Origin of the sequence: Streptomyces sp. G45, from assembly GCF_049542095.1 — a bacterium.
Lineage (GTDB): Bacteria > Actinomycetota > Actinomycetes > Streptomycetales > Streptomycetaceae > Streptomyces.
The window spans coordinates 1,430,052-1,448,649 of the sequence record NZ_JBMUZU010000001.1 but is presented as its reverse complement, the minus strand read 5'-3'; the positions used below and the strand labels follow the sequence as shown (position 1 = coordinate 1,448,649).

At 74.4% G+C, this 18,598-nt stretch carries 15 protein-coding genes and 2 pseudogenes; 13 read left to right on the top strand and 4 right to left on the bottom strand.

What is annotated here, in order from left to right:
* Positions 1 to 1,197 (bottom strand): medium chain dehydrogenase/reductase family protein, encoded by a 1,197-nt coding sequence (locus tag ACOBQU_RS05870; protein WP_423624832.1) that lies wholly within the window; start codon positions 1,195 to 1,197, stop codon positions 1 to 3.
* Between the two features lie 157 nt (positions 1,198 to 1,354).
* Here ACOBQU_RS05870 and ACOBQU_RS05865 point away from each other — a divergent pair, with 157 nt between their 5' ends.
* Together ACOBQU_RS05865 and ACOBQU_RS05860 are read left to right on the top strand one after the other, a co-directional pair.
* Complete coding sequence (locus tag ACOBQU_RS05865; RefSeq protein ID WP_423624831.1) at positions 1,355 to 2,095, top strand: TetR/AcrR family transcriptional regulator; 741 nt, start codon at positions 1,355 to 1,357, stop codon at positions 2,093 to 2,095.
* A gap of 110 nt (positions 2,096 to 2,205) precedes the next feature.
* Complete coding sequence (locus ACOBQU_RS05860; protein ID WP_423624830.1) at positions 2,206 to 3,063, top strand: GNAT family N-acetyltransferase; 858 nt, start codon at positions 2,206 to 2,208, stop codon at positions 3,061 to 3,063.
* A 13-nt stretch (positions 3,064 to 3,076) separates the two neighbouring features.
* Here ACOBQU_RS05860 and ACOBQU_RS05855 read toward each other — a convergent pair.
* A pseudogene (locus ACOBQU_RS05855) lies at positions 3,077 to 5,295 on the bottom strand (glycoside hydrolase family 3 N-terminal domain-containing protein).
* 3 nt (positions 5,296 to 5,298) lie between these two features.
* On the opposite strand from ACOBQU_RS05855, the gene ACOBQU_RS05850 reads away from it, so the two are divergent.
* The 7 genes from ACOBQU_RS05850 (at position 5,299) to ACOBQU_RS05820 (ending at position 10,462) form a co-directional block, all read left to right on the top strand.
* Positions 5,299 to 5,514 (top strand): hypothetical protein, encoded by a 216-nt coding sequence (locus ACOBQU_RS05850; protein ID WP_423624829.1) that lies wholly within the window; start codon positions 5,299 to 5,301, stop codon positions 5,512 to 5,514.
* 127 nt (positions 5,515 to 5,641) lie between these two features.
* Positions 5,642 to 7,534: an ABC transporter ATP-binding protein gene (locus ACOBQU_RS05845; protein WP_423634280.1), complete on the top strand. Its 1,893-nt coding sequence runs from the start codon at positions 5,642 to 5,644 to the stop codon at positions 7,532 to 7,534.
* Positions 7,535 to 7,781: 247 nt separating this feature from the next.
* On the top strand, positions 7,782 to 8,351 hold the full coding sequence (locus ACOBQU_RS05840) for a TetR/AcrR family transcriptional regulator (protein ID WP_423624828.1): 570 nt from the start codon (positions 7,782 to 7,784) through the stop codon (positions 8,349 to 8,351).
* 115 nt (positions 8,352 to 8,466) lie between these two features.
* Entirely contained in the window at positions 8,467 to 8,892 is a 426-nt protein-coding gene (gene panD / locus ACOBQU_RS05835; RefSeq protein ID WP_423624827.1) for an aspartate 1-decarboxylase, read from the top strand.
* A gap of 58 nt (positions 8,893 to 8,950) precedes the next feature.
* Positions 8,951 to 9,316, top strand: coding sequence for a GNAT family N-acetyltransferase (locus tag ACOBQU_RS05830; protein ID WP_423624826.1), 366 nt, complete (start codon positions 8,951 to 8,953; stop codon positions 9,314 to 9,316).
* Positions 9,313 to 9,975, top strand: coding sequence for an aspartate/glutamate racemase family protein (locus tag ACOBQU_RS05825; RefSeq protein ID WP_423634278.1), 663 nt, complete (start codon positions 9,313 to 9,315; stop codon positions 9,973 to 9,975). Before ACOBQU_RS05830 ends, ACOBQU_RS05825 begins: the two co-directional genes overlap by 4 nt.
* Positions 9,976 to 10,009: 34 nt before the next feature.
* Positions 10,010 to 10,462, top strand: a complete 453-nt coding sequence (locus ACOBQU_RS05820) for a nitroreductase family deazaflavin-dependent oxidoreductase (RefSeq protein WP_423624825.1) — start codon at positions 10,010 to 10,012, stop codon at positions 10,460 to 10,462.
* A 358-nt stretch (positions 10,463 to 10,820) separates the two neighbouring features.
* On the opposite strand, the gene gndA is transcribed toward ACOBQU_RS05820, so the two are convergent.
* A complete protein-coding gene (gene gndA, locus ACOBQU_RS05815) occupies positions 10,821 to 12,260 on the bottom strand; it encodes an NADP-dependent phosphogluconate dehydrogenase (RefSeq protein ID WP_423624824.1) in 1,440 nt (479 codons plus the stop codon).
* A gap of 150 nt (positions 12,261 to 12,410) precedes the next feature.
* Here gndA and ACOBQU_RS05810 point away from each other — a divergent pair, with 150 nt between their 5' ends.
* A complete protein-coding gene (locus ACOBQU_RS05810; protein WP_423624823.1) occupies positions 12,411 to 13,382 on the top strand; it encodes an acetylxylan esterase in 972 nt (323 codons plus the stop codon).
* A gap of 132 nt (positions 13,383 to 13,514) precedes the next feature.
* Positions 13,515 to 14,881, top strand: a pseudogene (locus ACOBQU_RS05805) (transglycosylase family protein).
* A 59-nt stretch (positions 14,882 to 14,940) separates the two neighbouring features.
* Here the strand turns inward: ACOBQU_RS05805 and ACOBQU_RS05800 are convergent.
* Positions 14,941 to 16,179, bottom strand: a complete 1,239-nt coding sequence (locus ACOBQU_RS05800; protein ID WP_423624822.1) for a DMT family transporter — start codon at positions 16,177 to 16,179, stop codon at positions 14,941 to 14,943.
* Between the two features lie 237 nt (positions 16,180 to 16,416).
* Here ACOBQU_RS05800 and ACOBQU_RS05795 point away from each other — a divergent pair, with 237 nt between their 5' ends.
* Together ACOBQU_RS05795 and glgA are read left to right on the top strand one after the other, a co-directional pair.
* Positions 16,417 to 17,307, top strand: coding sequence for a (2Fe-2S)-binding protein (locus ACOBQU_RS05795; protein WP_423624821.1), 891 nt, complete (start codon positions 16,417 to 16,419; stop codon positions 17,305 to 17,307).
* The gene (gene glgA / locus ACOBQU_RS05790) at positions 17,304 to 18,521 is read left to right on the top strand and encodes a glycogen synthase (protein ID WP_423624820.1); all 1,218 of its coding nucleotides are present in this window, start codon (positions 17,304 to 17,306) and stop codon (positions 18,519 to 18,521) included. The genes ACOBQU_RS05795 and glgA overlap by 4 nt, the downstream gene beginning before the upstream one ends.
* Positions 18,522 to 18,598: the final 77 nt, after the last annotated feature.

Sequence of the window (18,598 nt, the reverse complement as noted above, 5' to 3'; positions counted from 1 at the left end):
TCACCTGCCGCCTGTGCCGCCGTCGGCGCTCTTGCCGCCCTCGGCGCCCGTGAAGCCGTCGGCGCCCGTGAAGCCCTCGGCCTCCGGCGCGCCGTCCGGCACCAGCACCACCTTGCCCGCCACCGTGCCCGACTCCGCGAGCCGCAGCGCCTCGGCCGTCCGCGACAGCGGGACGCACGCGGCCACCTGCGCCGTCAGGCGGCCCTCGGCGAGCAGTGCGAACACCGCGCCGAGGTCGCCGCGCAGCCGCTCGCGGAACGCGTCCGCGCGGCGCCGCCCGGCCCAGATGTTGTAGAAGTGCGCGCTCCGGGAGTTGGGCAGCGCGTTCCACAGCGCGAGGCGCGCGAACAGCTTCAGGACCGGCGCCTTCGACGACCCCGCCACGTCGCGGGTGGCGGCCGTCCCGTACGACACCAGCGTGCCGCCCGGCGCCAGCAGCCGGAACGACTCCACGACGCCCTCGCCGCCCACGTGGTCGAAGACCGCCCGCACCCCGTCGGGCGCGAGGCCCCGCAGGCGCCCGTACAGGTCCGGGTCGCGGTAGTCCACCGGCGTCACGCCGAGGTCCCGGAGCCGGTCGTGGTGGCGCGGGGACGCCGTGCCGATGACGCGGACGCCCGCGACGCGGGCGAGCTGGACGAGCGCGGAGCCGACGCCGCCGTTGGCGCCGAGCACGACGACGGTGTCGCCCGCCTCGGCCTTGGCGGTGCGGTGCAGCATCTGCCAGGCGGTGACGCCGTTCACGACGAGCGTCTCCGCGTCCACGGAGCGGACGGACTCCGGCACCTCGACGAGATCGGCGGCGGGCACCGCCACGTGGGTGGCCCACGCGCCGGTCTTGGTGAGCGCGGCGAACCGGCGCCCGACGATGCCGGGCGCCACGCCCGCCCCGACGGCGGCGACCCGCCCCACCAGGTCGTACCCCGGCACGAACGGGAACGGCGGCTGGTCGAAGTACTTGCCGCGCCGCATCTGCTGCTCGGCGAAGGACACGCCGGTGGCCTCCATGACGAGCAGCGCCTCGCCAGGGCCGGGGGCGGGTGCCGGGCGTCGCCGGATGCCGAGGCCTTCGGGGGCGACGATGCCGGGGAGGACGATCTCGGTGGCGGTGGCGGTGGCGGTGGCGGTGGCGGTGGCGGTGGCGATCCCGGTGGCGGCGGGGGAGTGGGGGGCGGCCGGGAGCGGAGCCTGACGCATGGCAAGAGCCTCTCATTATGGGGAGTGGTGCATGCTGGAGTTATAACCTCTAACCAAAGCGTGCGCCTCTATCCACAGCCCTGTCAAGCGGCTTCTCACCAGAGTTAGAGTCACTAGCCAAGGTGATGACCACTCAACGAGGTAAGAGGCCCTTGCCATGGCAACTGACAACGCCCCCGCCGCCCCCGCCGCGGCTCCCACCCCCCGCCAGCGCTACCGCGACCAGGTCCGCGCCGAGATCAAGGCGGCCGCCCTGGAGCAGATCCGCGCGGGCGGCGCCCCCGCCCTCAGCCTCAACGCCGTAGCGAAGCAGCTCGGCCTCACCGGCCCCGCCCTGTACAAGTACTTCCGCAAGCGCGACGACCTGCTCACAGAGCTGATCTGCGACGGCTACGACGCCGCGGCCGCCGCCCTGCGCGCCGCCGCCGACCGCGTCGGCGACGCCCCGCCCCGCCGTCAACTCCTCGCCCTCGGCGAGGCGTTCCGCGCCTGGGCCGTCGAGCACCCGCACGTCTACCAGCTCCTGGCCGGTACGCCCTCGCCCGGCTACCAGGCGCCGCCCGAGACCGTCGACCGGGCCCGGGCCGTGCTCGGGCCGCTGCTCGCCGTCCTCGGACAGGGCACCCCCCGCGGGGCGGCGCTGGACCTGCGCGCCGAGATGCGGTTCTGGCTGAACAGCGACCCGGCCGTGGAGCGGTGGGTCAAGGGCTGGGCCCCGGGCGTCGACGCGGCCACCGCGCTCGCGGCCACCGTGACCGCCTGGGCCCGGCTGCACGGCGTGGTGAGCCTGGAGGTGCAGGGCCTGTTCACCGGCATGGGCCACCGTCCGGGCACCCTGCTCACCGCCGAACTCGAAGCGCTCGCCGACCAGCTGGGACTCGCGGGCCCCAAGCGTTGACCGGGGCACGGCGGGCAGGATGAGGTGGCGGCGCCCGACCGCGCCGCCGGGGCACCCGCCCCACCCCGTCAAGGCGTTCACGGCACCAGGGCTTCAAGGAAGGTACGACGATGGCGAACACGGCCCCCGGGCGGCTCACCCTGACCACCGCGACCCGCGACGACTGGAGCGCGGTCACCGCCTGGGCGGCGGACGAGGGCTGGAACCCGGGGCTGCGGGACGCCGAGTCGTTCTTCGCGCAGGACCCCGGCGGGTTCTTCATCGGCCGCGTCGACGGCGAGCCGGTGTCCGCGATCTCCGTGGTCAACTACGACGCCGCGTACGCGTTCCTCGGCTTCTACCTGGTCCGCCCCGACCTGCGCGGCCAGGGCCACGGCATCGCCACCTGGCGCGCCGCGCTCGCGCACGCCGGGGACCGCACCGTGGGCCTGGACGGCGTCCCCGCGCAGCAGCCCAACTACCGCCGCTCGGGCTTCGCGCACCAGCACGACTCCCTGCGCTACGTGGGACCCGCGGGCGACTCCGGCGCGCCCCGGGCACACATCCGTCCGGTCGCCGCACTCGACGCGGCGGCCGTCGCCGCGTACGACGACGCCTGCTACCCGGCCGACCGGCCCCGCTTTCGCGCGCGGTGGCTCACCACGCCCGGCCACCGCGCGCTGGCGAGCGTCACCGACGGGCGCGTCACCGGGTACGGGGTACTGCGCCCGGCCCGCGACGGCGCGCGCGTCGGGCCGCTGTTCGCCGACACCCGCGCGGACGCCGAAGCCCTTCTGGACGCCCTGACCGAGGGTCTCGGCGAGACGCCCGTCGCCGTCGACGTGCCCCAGACGAACGCGGCGGCGGTCGCGCTCGCCGAGGGCCGCGGCATGAAGCCGTCGTTCGCGACGGCCCGGATGTACACCGGCCCGGTACGGGACTTCGCACAGGACCGGGTGTTCGGCATCACCACGCTGGAACTGGGCTGAGCCGGGCGGCGGGTCACGTCACCGTGAGCCGCCGCTTGCTCTCGGCCGTCGAGCTGTTGCCCACGTACACGTCGAACGCGCCCTCCTCGACGCGGAACTCGCCGCGCGGGTCATTGGTCCAGAAGCCCAGGTCCCGCGCGCCGAGCCGGAAGCGGACGACCGTGGACTCGCCCGCGCCGAGCGTCACCCGGCGAAAGCCGCGCAGCTTGCGCACCGGCTGGGTGACACTGGCGACGACGTCGTGGACGTACAGCTGCACGACCTCGTCGCCTTCGCGCCGACCGGTGTTGGACACCGTGACGGACACGCCGACGGTGTCACCGTCGCGCAGCGCGGAGGCCGGGACGCTCGCGCGGCTCAGGCGGGGCTCGCCGATCTCGAAGGCCGTGTAACTCAGGCCGTGGCCGAACGGGAACTGCGGGCCGGGCGGCAGGTCCAGGTACTTGGAGGTGTACTTGTTGTCGGCGGCGTACGGGCGGCCCGTCGACTCGTGGTTGTAGTGGACGGGAATCTGGCCGACGCTCCGCGGGAACGAGACGGGCAGCTTGCCGCCCGGGTTGACCTTCCCGAACAGCACGTCGGCGATGGCGTTCCCGGCCTCCACGCCCGGGTGCCAGGCCTCCAGGACGGCGGGCGCGGAGCCGAGCCAGCCGCCGACGGTCAGGGGCGGCCGCCCACGAGGACCACCACGAACGGCCTGCCGGTCGCCGCGACCGCCTCGATCAGCTCCTCCTGCGCGCCGGGCAGGCCGATGTCGCTGCGCGCCGCCGCCTCGCCGCTCAGCGCCGGGGGCTCGCCCACGACGACGACCGTGACGTCGGCGGCCCGCGCGGCGGCGACCGCCTCCGGGATGCCGCCGGTGTCCTCGCCTTCGGGGGCCACGCCGCGCGCGTACGTCACCTTCGCGCCCGGCACGGCCCGCCGCACCGCGTCGAGGACCGTCACCGACGGGTACTTCTTCGCGGCGGCGGGGACCACCCAGGTGCCGAGCAGGTCGTCGGAGTCCGCGAACGGGCCGACGAGGGCGAGGGAACCCACGGACCTCCGCAGCGGCAGCGCGGCCCCCTCGTTCTTCAGGAGCACCATGGAGCGGGCGGCGGTGGCGCGGGCGGCCTTCCGCGCCGCGGGCGTCGGCCCGTCGACGGCGGCGCCCTCGTCGACGTACGGATCGTCGAACAGGCCGAGGGCGAACTTCAGGCGCAGGATCCGCGCGACGGCGTCGTCCAGGCGGCGCTCGCTGATCTTCCCCGCGCGCAGCAGCGCGGCGCCGTGCTCGCGGAGGTTGGTGCTGACCATCTCCATGTCGACGCCCGCGTTCAGGGCGAGCCGGGCCGCCGCCGCGCCGTCCTCGGCGAAGCCGTGCGCGATCAGCTCCTGTACGCCGGTCCAGTCGCTGACGACGAAGCCGTCGAAGCCCCACTCCTCGCGGAGGATGTCCGTGAGGGTGTGCGGGTTGCCGTGCGCGGGGACGCCGCTGACGGTGTTGAAGGACGCCATGACGGTGGCGGCGCCCGCGTCCAGGGCGGCCTTGAACGGCGGCAGGTACAGGTTGCGCAGGCGGGACTCGGACACGTCGACGGTGTTGTAGTCGCGGCCGCCCTCGGCGCCTCCGTACGCCACGAAGTGCTTGGCGCAGGCGGCGAGGCGGTCCTTCGCGGCGAGGCCCGTCGCGCCGTCCCCCTTGGCGCCGGGGCCGCTGTCGCCGCCGGGGCCGCCGTCGCCGCCGGGGCCGCTGTCACCGCCGTCCCGCTGCGCGCCGTACCCCGTGCCCTGGTAGCCCCTGACCTTGGCGGCGGCGAACTCCGCCGTCAGATACGGGTCTTCGCCGCAGCTCTCGGCCACGCGGCCCCAGCGCGGCTCGTGCGTGACGTCCATCATCGGCGAGAACGTCCAGTGCACGCCGTTGGAGCGGGCCTCCCTCGCGGAGACCTCCGCGTCGGTGCGGGTCACCTCGGGGTCGAAGCTCGCCGCCTGCGCGAGCGGGATCGGGAACGTCGTCCAGAAGCCGTGGATGACGTCCAGGCCGAACAGCAGCGGAACGCCGAGCCGGGACTCCTCGACGGCGATGCGCTGGAGCGCGTTGGTGGTCTTCGCGCCGAAGACCGAGAGCACCGAGCCGAGCCGCCCGGCCCGCGCGGCCTCCTCCACGTCCTTGGTCTCACCGCCGCCCGGCCCCGTGTCCCAGGCCCAGGCGAGCTGCTGGAGCTGCCCCAGCTTCTCTTCGAGAGTCATACGGTGAAGCAGTCGCTCGACCTTGTGGTCAAAGCGGTGGCCATAGCGCGGGTGAGAGGGTCTCGCTTCGGCTACACCCGCTCCAAGGGCGCCACCCGCGACCGCGGCACCGCCCATCGCCGACAGACCGGACAGCAGAGTACGCCTTCGCAGCTCGCGCATGCGTTCGCCTTCTCACGTCAGAGCGGAATCAACGGGGAGAGTGGCCACAAGAATTGAAGCGAAAGTACGTGGCCGATACAGGAGGGTCAAGGGATGCGACAGGGGCAGTCGAGTGGATCGGCGCGCCCGTGGCGTCAGCCTTGACCTCAATAATGATTGAGGTTCTACGGTTCACGGCATGAGCATGGAAACCACGGCGTGGACGCAGATGTACAGCGTCATGAACGCCCAGCAGGAACGCCGCCCCTTCGCCCGCGCCACGGTCCGCCGCATCGCCGCCTTCGCCCGCCCGCACCGCCGCCGCATCACCCAGTTCGTGCTGCTCAGCGTCGTGACCGCGCTGCTCGCCGTGGCGACCCCGGTCCTCGCCGGGCGCGTCGTGGACGCGATCGTCACCGGCGCCGACTCCTCCCTCGTCGTCCGCTACGCCGTGCTCATCGCCGTCATCGCGGTGGCCGAGGCCGGGCTCGGACTGCTCAGCCGCTGGCTGTCGGCGAACCTGGGCGAGAGCCTGATCCTCGACCTGCGCACCGCCGTCTTCGACCACGTCCAGCGCATGCCGGTGGCCTTCTTCACCCGCACCCGCACCGGCGCCCTCGTCAGCCGCCTCAACAACGACGTGATCGGCGCGCAGCGCGCCTTCAGCAACACCCTGTCCGGCGTCGTCTCCAACATCGTCACGCTGCTGCTCACCCTCGGCGTGATGCTCGCCCTGTCCTGGCAGATCACGCTGCTCGCGCTGGTGCTGCTGCCGGTGTTCGTGGTGCCCGCGCGCCGCATGGGCACCCGGATGGCCCGGCTCCAGCGGGAGGCCGCGCAGCACAACGCGGCCATGAGCACCCGTATGACCGAGCGCTTCTCGGCTCCCGGCGCGACGCTCATCAAGCTCTTCGGGCGGCCCGCCGACGAGTCGGAGGAGTTCGCGGCGCGGGCCCGCCGCGTCCGGGACATCGGGGTGCGCACCGCCATGGCGCAGTCGGCGTTCGTCACCGCGCTCACCCTCGTGTCGGCCCTGGCGCTCGCCCTGGTCTACGGCCTCGGCGGGTACTTCGCCCTGGAGGGCTCCCTCGAAGCGGGCGCCGTCGTCGCGCTGGCGCTGCTGCTCACCCGCCTGTACGCGCCGCTGACCGCCCTCGCGGGGGCGCGGGTCGAGGTGATGAGCGCGCTGGTGAGCTTCGAGCGGGTCTTCGAGGTCCTCGACCTGAAGCCGCTGATCGAGGAGAAGCCGGACGCACGCGCGGTCCCGGAGGGCCCGGTCGCCGTCGAGTTCGAGGACGTCCGCTTCGGCTACCCGGCCGCCGACAAGGTCTCCCTCGCCTCCCTCGAGGAGGTCGCCGCGCTCGACGGCCGGGGCGGCGCGGAGGTGCTGCACGGCCTCACGTTCCGGGCCGAGCCCGGCCAGACCGTGGCGCTCGTCGGCTCCTCCGGCGCGGGCAAGTCGACCATCGCGCAACTGCTGCCGCGCCTGTACGACGCCGACGCGGGCACCGTGCGGATCGGCGGCGAGGACGTGCGCGACCTGTCGGCGGACTCGCTGCGCGACACCATCGGCATGGTCACCCAGGACGGGCACCTCTTCCACGAGTCGGTCCGCGCCAACCTGCTGCTCGCCCGGCCCGACGCCACCGAGGACGACCTCTGGGACGTGCTGCGGCGCGCCCGCCTCGACGACCTCGTGCGGTCCCTGCCGGACGGCCTCGACACGGTCGTCGGCGAGCGCGGCTACCGGCTGTCCGGCGGTGAGCGCCAGCGCATGACCATCGCCCGGCTGCTGCTCGCCCGCCAGCGCGTGGTGATCCTCGACGAGGCCACCGCCCACCTGGACAACACCTCGGAGGCGGCCGTGCAGGAGGCCCTCACCGAGGCCCTGTCGGGACGCACCGCGGTGGTGATCGCCCACCGCCTGTCGACCGTGCGCTCCGCCGACCAGATCCTCGTCGTGGAGGAGGGCCGCATCGTGGAGCGCGGCACGCACGACGACCTGCTGGCACGCGACGGCCGGTACGCGGAGCTGTACCGGACGCAGTTCGTCAAGGGCGGCGCGGGCGAGCCGGGCGAGGTCGGGATCGCGGCCTAGCCGGACGGCGCGGGCCGGGGGCCGCGGCGCGCGCCGCCGCTGGCCCCCGGCGCCGGTCCGCCGCACGCCAGGTGATGTGCTCCGCAGGTGACGTGCTCCGCTGGGGGATGTGCTCTGCTTACAGTGGTCGACGCGCAGTACTTCACAAGCAGTGGTGTCGACGGCTGGGGCGGCACCGCCACCCGAGCCTCCGGCCGAGCACCCGAGCCCCGGCCAAGGCAGCCCCCGAGAGGACCCGAGAACCCCCATGAGGCAGAACCCCGCCCGCCGCACCGCCCTCCTCGACGCCGCCATCGAGGTGCTCGCGCGCGAGGGCTCGCGCGGCCTCACGCTGCGCGCGCTCGACGCCGAGGCCGAGGTCCCCAAGGGCACGGCGAGCAACTACTTCACCCACCGCGCCGACCTCCTCGCCCAGGTCATGCGCCGCATCCAGGAGCGCCTCACCCCCGAGGAGTCCGCCCTCGCCGACACGATGCGCGAGCAGCCCTCCACCGAACTCGTCGTCACCCTGCTCAAGCAGCTCGTCGAGCGGATGCGCGCCGACCGCAGTGGCCACCTCGCGCTGCTCGAACTGCGCCTCGAAGCGACCCGCCGCCCCGAACTCCACGCCGAACTCACCCGCTTCATGAGCGACCAGCTCGACGCCAACATCACCTTCCACCTCGACGCGGGCCTCCCCGGCGACCGCACCGGCGTCGTCCTGCTCTACCTCGCCATGCTGGGCCTGATCGTCGACGACCTCACGGTGCCGGACCTCCTCACCCCGTACTCGGTGGACAAGCTCATCGAGGAACTCACGGGACGGGTGCTCCGCTGACCCCGGCGGTCCCCGGGCCTTCGCGACGGGCCGTCGGGGCCGCGCAGTAGGCTGACGTGGTCGGCGCGCACCCCGCTCGGGGGCGCGACCCCTTTCACCCCGGGAGCACCAGCCCATGCTGCGCACCATGTTCAAGTCCAAGATCCACCGCGCCACCGTCACCCAGGCCGACCTGCACTACGTCGGGTCCGTCACCATCGACGCCGAGCTGCTCGACGCCGCCGATCTGCTGCCCGGGGAGCTGGTGCACATCGTGGACGTCACCAACGGGGCTCGGCTGGAGACGTACACCATCGAGGGGGAGCGCGGCAGCGGGGTGATCGGGATCAACGGCGCGGCCGCGCACCTCGTGCACCCCGGGGATAAGGTGATCATCATCAGCTACGCCCAGGTCGACGACGCCGAGGCGCGGGCGCTGCGGCCCCGGGTCGTGCACGTCGACGAGGGCAACCGCGTCGTCGAGCTGGGCGCCGACGCCTCCGCGCCGGTGCCGGGCGACGACGACACGACGCGCGCCCCGCACGCGGTCGCGCGCACCTAGGCCCCGCCCGTCGGGCAGGGCCCCGACGGCGCCCGGAGGGGCGCGGTGAGGAGCGGGCATGAGCGACACCCGGACACCCTTCGACCCCGGCGGCATCGCCGACGACCGGCTGCACGGCGTCCTGCGGGCGCGGGAGGACGGCCACACCGTCGGCCAGATCGTGTACTTCACGCTCACCGAGCCGGAGGCGGCCCTCGTGCCCGTGCACACCGAAGTGCCGCCCGCGCACGAGGGCCGCGGCATCGCGGGCGCCCTCGCCACCGAGCTGTACGCCCTGGCGGCGCGCGAGGGCCTCGCCGTGGTGCCGCTGTGCCCGTACGTCGCCCGCTGGGCGGAGCGGCACCCGGAGCAGGCGCCCGCGCCCTCCGCCGCGCTGGTCGCCGCCGCCCGGGCCAAGGTCGAAGCGGACCCCGCCACGTGGTGACGCTCGCCCTGCTGCACACCTCGGCCGCCCATGTGCCGGTCTTCGACGCGCTGCGCGACGCGGACCACCCCGGGCTCACCCTGCGCCACCTGGTCCGCGCGCACCTGCTCGACCGGGCCCGCGCCCACGGGCCGGACGCCGCCGCCGACGGCGTCCGCGCGGCGCTCGCCGACGCTATGGCCGCGGGCGCCGACGCCGTGCTGTGCACCTGCTCGACCATCGGCGGCGTCGCCGAGTCCCACGCCGCCGACGCCGGGGTGCCGGTGCTGCGCGTCGACCGGCCCATGGCGGCGGCGGCCGTGCGGACGGGCCGCAGGGTCACCGTCGTCGCCACCGTCGCCAGCACCCTGGAGCCGACCACCGCCCTCCTCAAGGAGGAGGCCGCACGCCACACCCGCACGGTCGACGTCACGACGGTCCTGGTGGACGGCGCCTGGGAGCGGTTCGAGGCGGGCGACCAGGAGGGGTATCTGCGCCGGGTCACCGACGCCGTGGACCGCGTCGAGGGCGCCGACGCCATCGTGCTCGCCCAGGGCTCCACCGCGCCCGCCGCCGCCCGCGCCACCACCGCCGTGCCCGTTCTCGCCAGCCCCCGCACGGGCCTGCGCGCCGCCGCCGACCTGTGCCAGCGTCGGCGTACGGAACGCGGCAGGACCTGACACGACCGGCCGCCGCGCGCCCTACAGTTCGGGCATGACCTCATCTGACGACATCGTGATCAGCCCGACCGGCTGGGTCGCCGAACAGGCCCGGCTCTACGAGGAGTCCGACGGCACCAAGGGCACCACCGTCATGGGCGCCCCCTGCCTCCTGCTGGACTACCGCGGCCGCCGCACCGCGCAGTGGCGCCGCACCGTCCTCATCTACGGCCGCGACGGCGACGACTACCTCATCGTCGCCTCCAACGGCGGCGCCCCCACCCACCCCCTGTGGTACCTGAACCTGAGGGACGAGCCGGACGTGCGCCTGCGCGTCGGCGGCGAGCGGTTCCCCGCCCGCGCCGAGACCCTCTCGCCCGAGGAGAAGGCCCGCGTCTGGCCCGGCCTGGTGGAGCTGTTCGCCCCGTACGCCGACTACGCCGAGAAGACCACGCGCGACATCCCGGTCGTACGGCTCAGGCGCACCGACACCGCGGAGCGGGACTAGGCCCGGCGGGCGCGGGCACGCGAAGCGGGAGAGAGTGAAGAGCGGTGGCGACGGCCGACCGGCCCGCCCCACGTCCACGGGAGGACTCCATGACCCACCCCTTCCCCGACCCCGTCCCACCCGGCCCGACCCCGGGCCCCCACCCGGATCCCGCGCCGGGACCCGCGCCCGGCCCCCCGCCGGATCCGGGCCCTCCGCCGCCCCCGCGCCCCGTGCCGGAGCCCCCGCCGTCCCCGGTTCCCAAGCCCCCGGGCCCGGACCCCGTGCCCGAGCCTGACCCGTCGACGGAACCGATGCGCGGGTAGCACCGCACAGCCGCCGGACGGGCTGCCCTCAGCCCGTCCAGCGGCCGCGGGCCTCAGGCCCGCACCTCCGAGCGGTCCCCGCCCCACAGCGTGTGGAACGACCCCTCGCGGTCGGTGCGCCGGTAGGTGTGCGCCCCGAAGAAGTCCCGCTGCCCCTGCGTCAGCGCGGCGGGCAGCCGCTCCGCCCGCAGCGCGTCGTAGTAGGCGAGGGCGGCGGCGAAGCCCGGCGCGGGCACGCCCTGCCGGGTCGCGGCGACCAGCACCGCGCGCCAGTCGTCCTGCGCCGCGCCGATCTCCCGCGCGAAGCCCTCGTCGGCCAGCAGGCTCGGCAGGTCCGCGCGCGCGTCGTACGCCGCGCGGATGCGGTCCAGGAACGCGGCGCGGATGATGCAGCCGCCCCGCCAGATCGCCGCGACCTGGCCGAGGTCCACGTCCCAGCCGTACTCCGCGCTGCCCGCCGCGATCTCGTGGAAGCCCTGCGTGTACGACACGATCTTCGACGCGTACAGGGCCTGCTCCACCTGGTCGGCGAAGCGGGCCGCCTCCGCGTCCGACAGCGGCTTGGCCGTGGGGCCCGCGAGGCCGCGGGAGGCCGCGCGCAGGTCCGTGTGGCCCGACAGGGAGCGGGCGAACACCGCCTCCGCGATGCCCGACACCGGCACACCCAGGTCGAGGGCGATCTGCACGGTCCAGCGGCCGGTGCCCTTCTGCTCGGCTTGGTCCGCCACCACGTCCACGAACGGCTTGCTCGTCGCCGCGTCGACGTGCGCCAGGACCTCGGCGGTGATCTCGATCAGATACGAGTCGAGGCGGCCCCGGTTCCAGGTGCGGAAGATGTCCGCGATCTGCGCGGGGGAGTAGCCCGCCACCTCGCGGAGCAGCTGGTAGGCCTCGGCGATGAGCTGCATGTCGGCGTACTCGATGCCGTTGTGCACCATCTTCACGAAGTGGCCCGCGCCGTCGGGGCCGATGTGCGCCGTACAGGGGCTGCCGTCGGCGGCCTTCGCGGAGATCTTCTCCAGCATCGGGCCGAGCGCGGCGTACGACTCCTTGGAGCCGCCCGGCATGATGCTCGGGCCGTTGAGCGCGCCCTCCTCGCCGCCGGAGACCCCCGCGCCGACGAAGTGGATGCCGCGCTCGCGCAGCTCGCGCTCGCGGCGCCGGGTGTCCGCGAAGTGCGCGTTGCCGCCGTCCACGATCATGTCGCCCGGTTCGAGCAGCGGGGCGAACTCCTGGATGACGGCGTCCGTCGGCTCGCCCGCCTTCACCATGACGACCAGGCGGCGCGGCCGCTCCAGGGCCGCGACGAACTCCTTGGCCGTCTCCGTATAGACGAACGCGCCCTCGTCACCGAACTCGTCGACGAGGGCGCGGGCCTTGGCCGCGGTCCGGTTGTGCACCGCCACCGTGAAGCCGTTGCGGGCGAAGTTCCGGGCGAGGTTGCGGCCCATCACCGCGAGGCCCGTGACGCCGATCTGCGCCGAACTGGTCATGCTTCAGCTCCTGAGTTCCTGGGATATCCGAAATACCGCTTCTGTATCTCTCTGGCATAACGCATGTGACGGTGGTAACGCATCCGCTGGCGGATACCACTGCGCCCCGTAACGTGACGTGGGACACCGTGCCCGAAGGAGGAGCCGCCCGTGCCCCATTTCGACCTGCCGCTGCCGGAACTCCAGCGCTACCGCCCCGCCTCGCCGCCGCCGGAGGACTTCGACGCCTTCTGGGAGAAAACCCTCACCGCCGCCCGCGAGCACGACCTGGACGCGCGCTTCGAGCCCGTCGACGCGCCGCTGGCCTCCGTCGAGGTCTTCGACGTGACGTACGCGGGATTCGGCGGGCACCCGGTCAAGGGCTGGCTGCTGCTCCCGGCGGGGACGAGCGAGCCGGTCCCGGCGGTCGTGGAGTACATAGGGTACGGCGGCGGGCGCGGCCTGCCGCACCAGCGGCTGCTGTGGTCGGCGGCGGGGTTCGCGCACTTCATCATGGACACGCGCGGCCAGGGCAGCGGCGGCTCGGTCGGCGACACCCCGGACCCGGTCGGCGCGGGACCGGCGTACGCGGGCTTCATGACCCGAGGCATCGAGGACCCGCACGACTACTTCTACCGAAGGGTGTTCACCGACGCCGTGCGCGCCGTGGAGGCCGTGCGGGCGCACCCCCTGGTGGACGCGGCCCGGGTCGCGGCCCTCGGCGACAGCCAGGGCGGCGGCATCGCGCTCGCCGTCGGCGGACTGGTCCCCGACCTCGCCGCGATCAGCCCCAACGTGCCGTTCCTGTGCGACTTCCCGCGCGCGGTGACGCTGTCGCCCCGGCCCCCGTACCAGGAGGTCGCCCTCTACCTGAGGGCGCATCGGGGCGCGGAGGAACGGGTGCTGCGTACGCTCTCCTACTTCGACGGCGTGCACTTCGCGGCGCGCGGGCGTGCGCCCGCCCTGTTCTCGGCCGCGCTGGAGGACGAGACCTGCCCGCCTTCGACGGTTTTCGCCGCCCACAACTCCTACGCGGGAGCGGAGCGTTCGATGGAGGTGTACCGCTTCAACGACCACGAAGGCGGCGGTGCATTCCTCCAGGATGTGCAACTCCGGTGGCTTCCGGGGCATTTGAGGAACTGACCTGTTCAGGCCGCGTGTCCCGCCCCCGAGGGCCCGGCTCTTGTCACACCCTTGACCGAACCGCTAACTTGCGGGCTTGTCTTGCGGCTTGACGTGTGACTTCGAGTCCGTCGTGTGTCTGAGGGGGCTTTCATGGCCTTACGAGGCCGGCATCGCCGGTACCAGCCGAGCCGGATCAACCGTGCCTCGCTCACCGTCACCGCGGGCGGAGCGGGCCTCGCCCTGCCGCTGGTGACGGCGGGCACGGGGCACGCGGCGGACGTCGACACCTGGAACAAGGTCGCCGCCTGCGAGTCCACCAACAACTGGCACATCAACACGGGCAACGGCTTCTACGGCGGCCTCCAGTTCACCCAGTCCACGTGGGAGGCCTACGGCGGCACGGCGTACGCGCCGCGCGCCGACCTCGCCACCAAGGACCAGCAGATCGCCATCGCCGAGAAGGTCCTGGACGGCCAGGGCCCCGGCGCCTGGCCCGTGTGCTCGGTGCGGGCGGGCCTCACCCGCGGCGGCGACACCCCCGACATCAGGCCCGCGTCGGCCCCACAGGCGAAGAAGGCCACCACCGAGGCGAAGACGGACGGCGCGCCGAAGCCCCGGAAGGCACCGCGGGCACCGCAGCCGCCGAAGCGCACGGTCAAGGACGTCAAGCCCGAGGTCACCCCGCAGTCCACGGCGGGCACCGCCCGGATGTACACGGTGGTGCACGGCGACACCCTCTCCGGCATCGCCGACCAGCGGCACGTCCGGGGCGGCTGGCCGCAGCTGTACGACGCCAACCGCCGTACGATCGGCGAGGACCCGAACTACATCGTCCCTGGACAGCGCCTGTCGCTGCGCGGCTCCGCCCCGGGCAAGCAGCCCCGCGGCCGCCCGAGCGCAGGACGCCCGTCGAGCGCCCCGACCAGGGCGACAAGGGGCCCGTGCGGCACCGGGACAAGACCCCGGAGAAGAAGCCCGACCGGAAGCCGGAGAAGCGCGAGAAGCAGCGCCCCCCGGTCAAGGAGCACAAACCGGCCAAGCAGCACCGGCCCGCGCCGCAGCGGGACACCGCCCCGGCGGGGCGGCAGAAGGCGCAGGCCCCCACGGCGTCGTCCGGCGCCACGCTGCCCGTCAACGGGTCGATCGGCACGCCCTACCGCGCGTCCGGCAGCTCCTGGTCGAAGGGCTACCACACGGGCGTCGACTTCCCCGTGCCCACCGGCACGTCCGTCAAGGCGGTCACCTCGGGCACCGTCGTCCAGTCCGGCTGGGCGGGCTCCTACGGCTATCAGGTCATCATCCGGCACACCGACGGCCGGTACTCGCAGTACGCCCACCTGTCGGCGCTCTCCGTCAGGTCCGGGCAGAAGGTCGTGCCCGGCCAGCGCATCGGCCGCTCCGGCTCGACGGGCAACAGCACGGGCCCGCACCTGCACTTCGAGATCCGTACGGGTCCGGGGTTCGGCGCGGACATCGACCCGCTCGCGTATCTGCGGGCGCGGGGAGTGCGCGTCTGAACCGGGCGCGCCGACCGCGCCCGTGAACCGAACCGTCCGCGCGGGCGGGGCCGTCGCCGTCAGGCGTGGGCCGCGCCCGCGTCGGCGCGGGGGAACGCCTTCACCACGGGTTGCAGCGGTACGGCGGGCAGCGCGCCCGGCACCAGCCGCGTGTCCGGCACCGAGGGGGCGTCGGGTGCCCCTTGCTCGGGGCGCCGCTCCGGTGCGCCTGGTGGGCCCGGTGCGCCCGGTGGCTCGCTGGCGCGCTCCGCGGCCACCGTGGGGCGCTGCTCCTGCTCGTCGTGCGCGGGCGTGCGCTGCTCGGCGACGCGGGCCGTGGAGGGCAGCGCGGGTGCCGGGGCGTCGTCGGTGACGGCGGCGGCCGTCGCCAGGGAGCCCGGCGCCTCCGTCAGGGAGTCCGGCGCCTCGGTTCCGGCGGCGTCCGTGGCGTCCCGCGGGGCCTGACCGGCGGCCTCGGTGCGGCGCGTGGCGCCGATGCGCTCCGTCGTCAGCAGGATCAGCCCGCCCGCGGCGACCACACCGCACGCCAGGGCGACCGTCGTGCCCGTCGCCCCGTAGCGGAAGGATTCTCCGAACAGGGTCAGGCCGACCGCGGCGGCGATCACCGGGTTCACCACCGTCACCGTGGACAGCGGCGCCGCGAGGCCCGCGCCCCGGTACGACGCCTGGGACAGCAGCAGTCCGCTCACCGCCAGGACCGCGATCACGCCGAGGCTCGGCAGCTGCCGCGCCAGCGGCTCGTGCGCGTCCCAGTCCACCGCGACCGTCTTCGTGAACACCGACGAGATGCCGAACGCGATGCCCGCCGCCGTGGCCAGCAGCACGCTGCGGACGGCCGGGTGCCGGTGCGCGGCGTGCGCGAGCAGCATCAGGGCGACGACGGCGCCGCCGGTGCCGAGCGCCAGGACGATCCGCTCCGCGTCGGCCAGGGACTGCGAGTCGGTGGCCCGCGTCAGCGACAGCATGCCCGCGAGGCCCACCGTCGCCATGATGGCGCCGCGCCAGGCCGTGGCCCCGGCCCTGCGGCGCACGAACACGGCCGCCATCGGCAGCGCGAACACGATCGTCAGGGCGCCCAGCGGCTGGACGAGGCTGAGCGGGCCGTAGGCGAGCGCCACGACGTGCAGCAGGCCGCCGAGGCCGTTCAGGACGACCGCGACCCACCAGGCGCCGCGGCGCAGCGGCGCGTACTGCTGCTCCGCGGCGGTCGCCGCCACCCGCTCCTGGATGATCGCCCCGCCCGCGTAGGCCACGGCGGAGACGAGGGAGAGCAGGACGGACAGCGCGAGCGCGCTCATGAGGCGCTCCGCGGGGAGGGCGGCGGACCGGGGCTGAGGGGGTGCTGTCCCGGTGCGTCCGGTGCGTCCGGTGCGGCGAACGGTCGGCTTCCATGTTCACCACGATGTCGCGCGGAGCGCACCGCGTCGTCGTCCCTGAGCAGTCAATCCGTCCTACTCCCGATGGAGTACGACTTCCCATGTGTCCTCCCCAGGTCTGGTTACCCCTGGGCCGGAACGGCCTGCTGTACTTCCACGATGACAGGTTCCTCGGCAGGCATCGACTGGGACGTCGTCGGCTCGGTCGGCGGTTTCTTCGCACTGCGCACGGAAAGGCCCGAGAACGCGGGTCCCGTGCCGTCCGGGGCATCGGTCCCGGTGCCGCTCGCACGCGTCTACGAACCGGTTCCGGGTCCCCGGGAGAGGAAAGCCGGAATCACCCTCCGTGACGGGCGGGGCGGGTCGCGGGACGATGCGCGGGAGGGGCCGCGGGGCGCGCCGGATCCGCTGGGTTTCCGCGTCGCCAAGGTCGCCGACCGCCTCGGTGCCCCCGAGGTCCGCGTCGGCGTCTCCGTGGCGCACCTCGGGCTCGCCGCCCGGCTGTGGTCCCTGGCGCTCGGCCCGGCCGCCCTGTACGGCCTGGTGCCGGACCTCGACCCGGAGCGGCTGCGCTGGGACCCGGACGGCACCTCGCCGGACGACCTGTGGCTCGACGGGGCCCGGACGTTCCCGGCGGACGCCGCGCGCGTCCGCGAGACCGTCCTGGACGGGCACCTGGCGCCGCTCGCGGCCGCCCTGCGCGCCCGCTACCGGATCTCCCCGGCGCTGCTGCGCGGCAACGCGGGCTCCGCGCTCGCGGGCGCCGCCCGCGAACTCCACGCGTGGGCGGCGCGCACGGGACGCCCCGAGGCGGGGGAGCGGGCCCTGGCGCTGGCCGCCGACCTGTTCGCGACGCCCGGCCTCGCCGCCACCGGGACGCTCGACGGCACCGCGTTCCGCCGCCGCAGCTGCTGCCTGTACTACCGCTGCCCGAACGGCGGCCTGTGCGGCGACTGCTGCTTCGACCGGCCGCCGCAGCGGTCTTCCCCCGCGGCCGCCTCCGGGGCGACCATGAGGGGGTCGGCCGACGACGGGGGGCTCCGCTCGTGAAAGTGGGACTGCTCACCCGCGAGTACCCGCCGGACGTCTACGGCGGCGCGGGCGTCCATGTCGAGTTCCTCTCCCGGGAGTTGCGCGCGCTCACCCAGCTCGACGTGCACTGCTGGGGCACCCAGGGCCCGGAGAGCACCGGTGGCCCCGGCGGCTCCGGCAGCCCGGGCGATCCGGACGGCGCCGACGCGGTCGCGCGCCACCGCGCCTGGAGCGCCCTCGACACCGCCAACGACGCGCTGCGCACGCTGTCGGTCGACCTGTCGATGGCCGCCGCGCTCGCGGGCCGCGACCTGGTGCACTCCCACACCTGGTACGCCAACCTCGCGGGCCACGTCGGCAAGCTGCTGCACGGCATCCCGCACGTGCTGACCTCGCACTCCCTGGAGCCGCTGCGCCCCTGGAAGGCCGAGCAGCTCGGCGGCGGCTACGCCGTGTCGTGCTGGGCCGAGCGCACCGCCGTCGAGGCCGCCGACGCGGTCATCGCCGTATCGGGCGCCATGCGCGCCGACATCCTGAGCTGCTACCCGGCCGTCGACCCCGCCCGCGTCCACGTCGTCCACAACGGCATCGACACCGCCCTGTACGAGCCCGACCCCGGCACCGGCGCCCTGCGCCGCCTCGGCATCGACCCGCGGGACCCGTACGTCCTGTTCGTGGGCCGCATCACGCGCCAGAAGGGCGTGCCCCATCTGCTGCGCGCCGCACGGCAGTTGGACCGCGGCGTCCAGCTCGTGCTGTGCGCGGGCGCCCCCGACACCCCCGAGATCGACCAGGAGTTCCGGGCCCTGTTCGAGGAGCTGAGCCGTGCCCGCGGCGGCGTCCACTGGATCCCGCGCATGCTGCCGCGCCCGGAGGTCGTCCAACTCCTCAGCCACGCCACGGTGTTCGTCTGCCCGTCGGTGTACGAGCCGCTGGGCATCGTCAACCTGGAGGCGATGGCCTGCGGCACGGCCGTGGTCGCCTCCCGGGTCGGCGGCATCCCGGAGGTCGTCGCGGACGGCACCACCGGTCTGCTCGTGCCGTACGACCAGCGGGACCCGGAGCGCTTCGAGCACGACCTCGGGCGGGCCTTGAACCGCCTTGCCACCGACCCCGGCAGGGCCGCGGCGATGGGCACGGCGGGCCGGTGCCGCGCGGAGCGGGAGTTCGGCTGGGACGCGGTGGCACGGCGCACGGTCGAGGTGTACGAGGACGTGCTCAAGGCGACATGAGGACGCATGAGGACGCATGAGGACGTCAGGCGGCATGAGCGCGTACGGCGACATGAGGACGTACTGAGGACGTACTG

What these genes read in the sequence shown, in the direction of transcription:
- ACOBQU_RS05870 (WP_423624832.1), bottom strand. Translation starts at nt 1,197, where the DNA reads ATGCGTCAGGCTCCGCTCCCGGCCGCCCCCCACTCCCCCGCCGCCACC.
- ACOBQU_RS05820 (WP_423624825.1), top strand. Translation starts at nt 10,010, where the DNA reads ATGACCTCATCTGACGACATCGTGATCAGCCCGACCGGCTGGGTCGCC.
- panD (WP_423624827.1), top strand. Translation starts at nt 8,467, where the DNA reads ATGCTGCGCACCATGTTCAAGTCCAAGATCCACCGCGCCACCGTCACC.
- ACOBQU_RS05840 (WP_423624828.1), top strand. Translation starts at nt 7,782, where the DNA reads ATGAGGCAGAACCCCGCCCGCCGCACCGCCCTCCTCGACGCCGCCATC.
- gndA (WP_423624824.1), bottom strand. Translation starts at nt 12,260, where the DNA reads ATGACCAGTTCGGCGCAGATCGGCGTCACGGGCCTCGCGGTGATGGGC.
- ACOBQU_RS05800 (WP_423624822.1), bottom strand. Translation starts at nt 16,179, where the DNA reads ATGAGCGCGCTCGCGCTGTCCGTCCTGCTCTCCCTCGTCTCCGCCGTG.
- ACOBQU_RS05865 (WP_423624831.1), top strand. Translation starts at nt 1,355, where the DNA reads ATGGCAACTGACAACGCCCCCGCCGCCCCCGCCGCGGCTCCCACCCCC.
- ACOBQU_RS05845 (WP_423634280.1), top strand. Translation starts at nt 5,642, where the DNA reads ATGGAAACCACGGCGTGGACGCAGATGTACAGCGTCATGAACGCCCAG.
- ACOBQU_RS05830 (WP_423624826.1), top strand. Translation starts at nt 8,951, where the DNA reads ATGAGCGACACCCGGACACCCTTCGACCCCGGCGGCATCGCCGACGAC.
- ACOBQU_RS05795 (WP_423624821.1), top strand. Translation starts at nt 16,417, where the DNA reads ATGACAGGTTCCTCGGCAGGCATCGACTGGGACGTCGTCGGCTCGGTC.
- ACOBQU_RS05860 (WP_423624830.1), top strand. Translation starts at nt 2,206, where the DNA reads ATGGCGAACACGGCCCCCGGGCGGCTCACCCTGACCACCGCGACCCGC.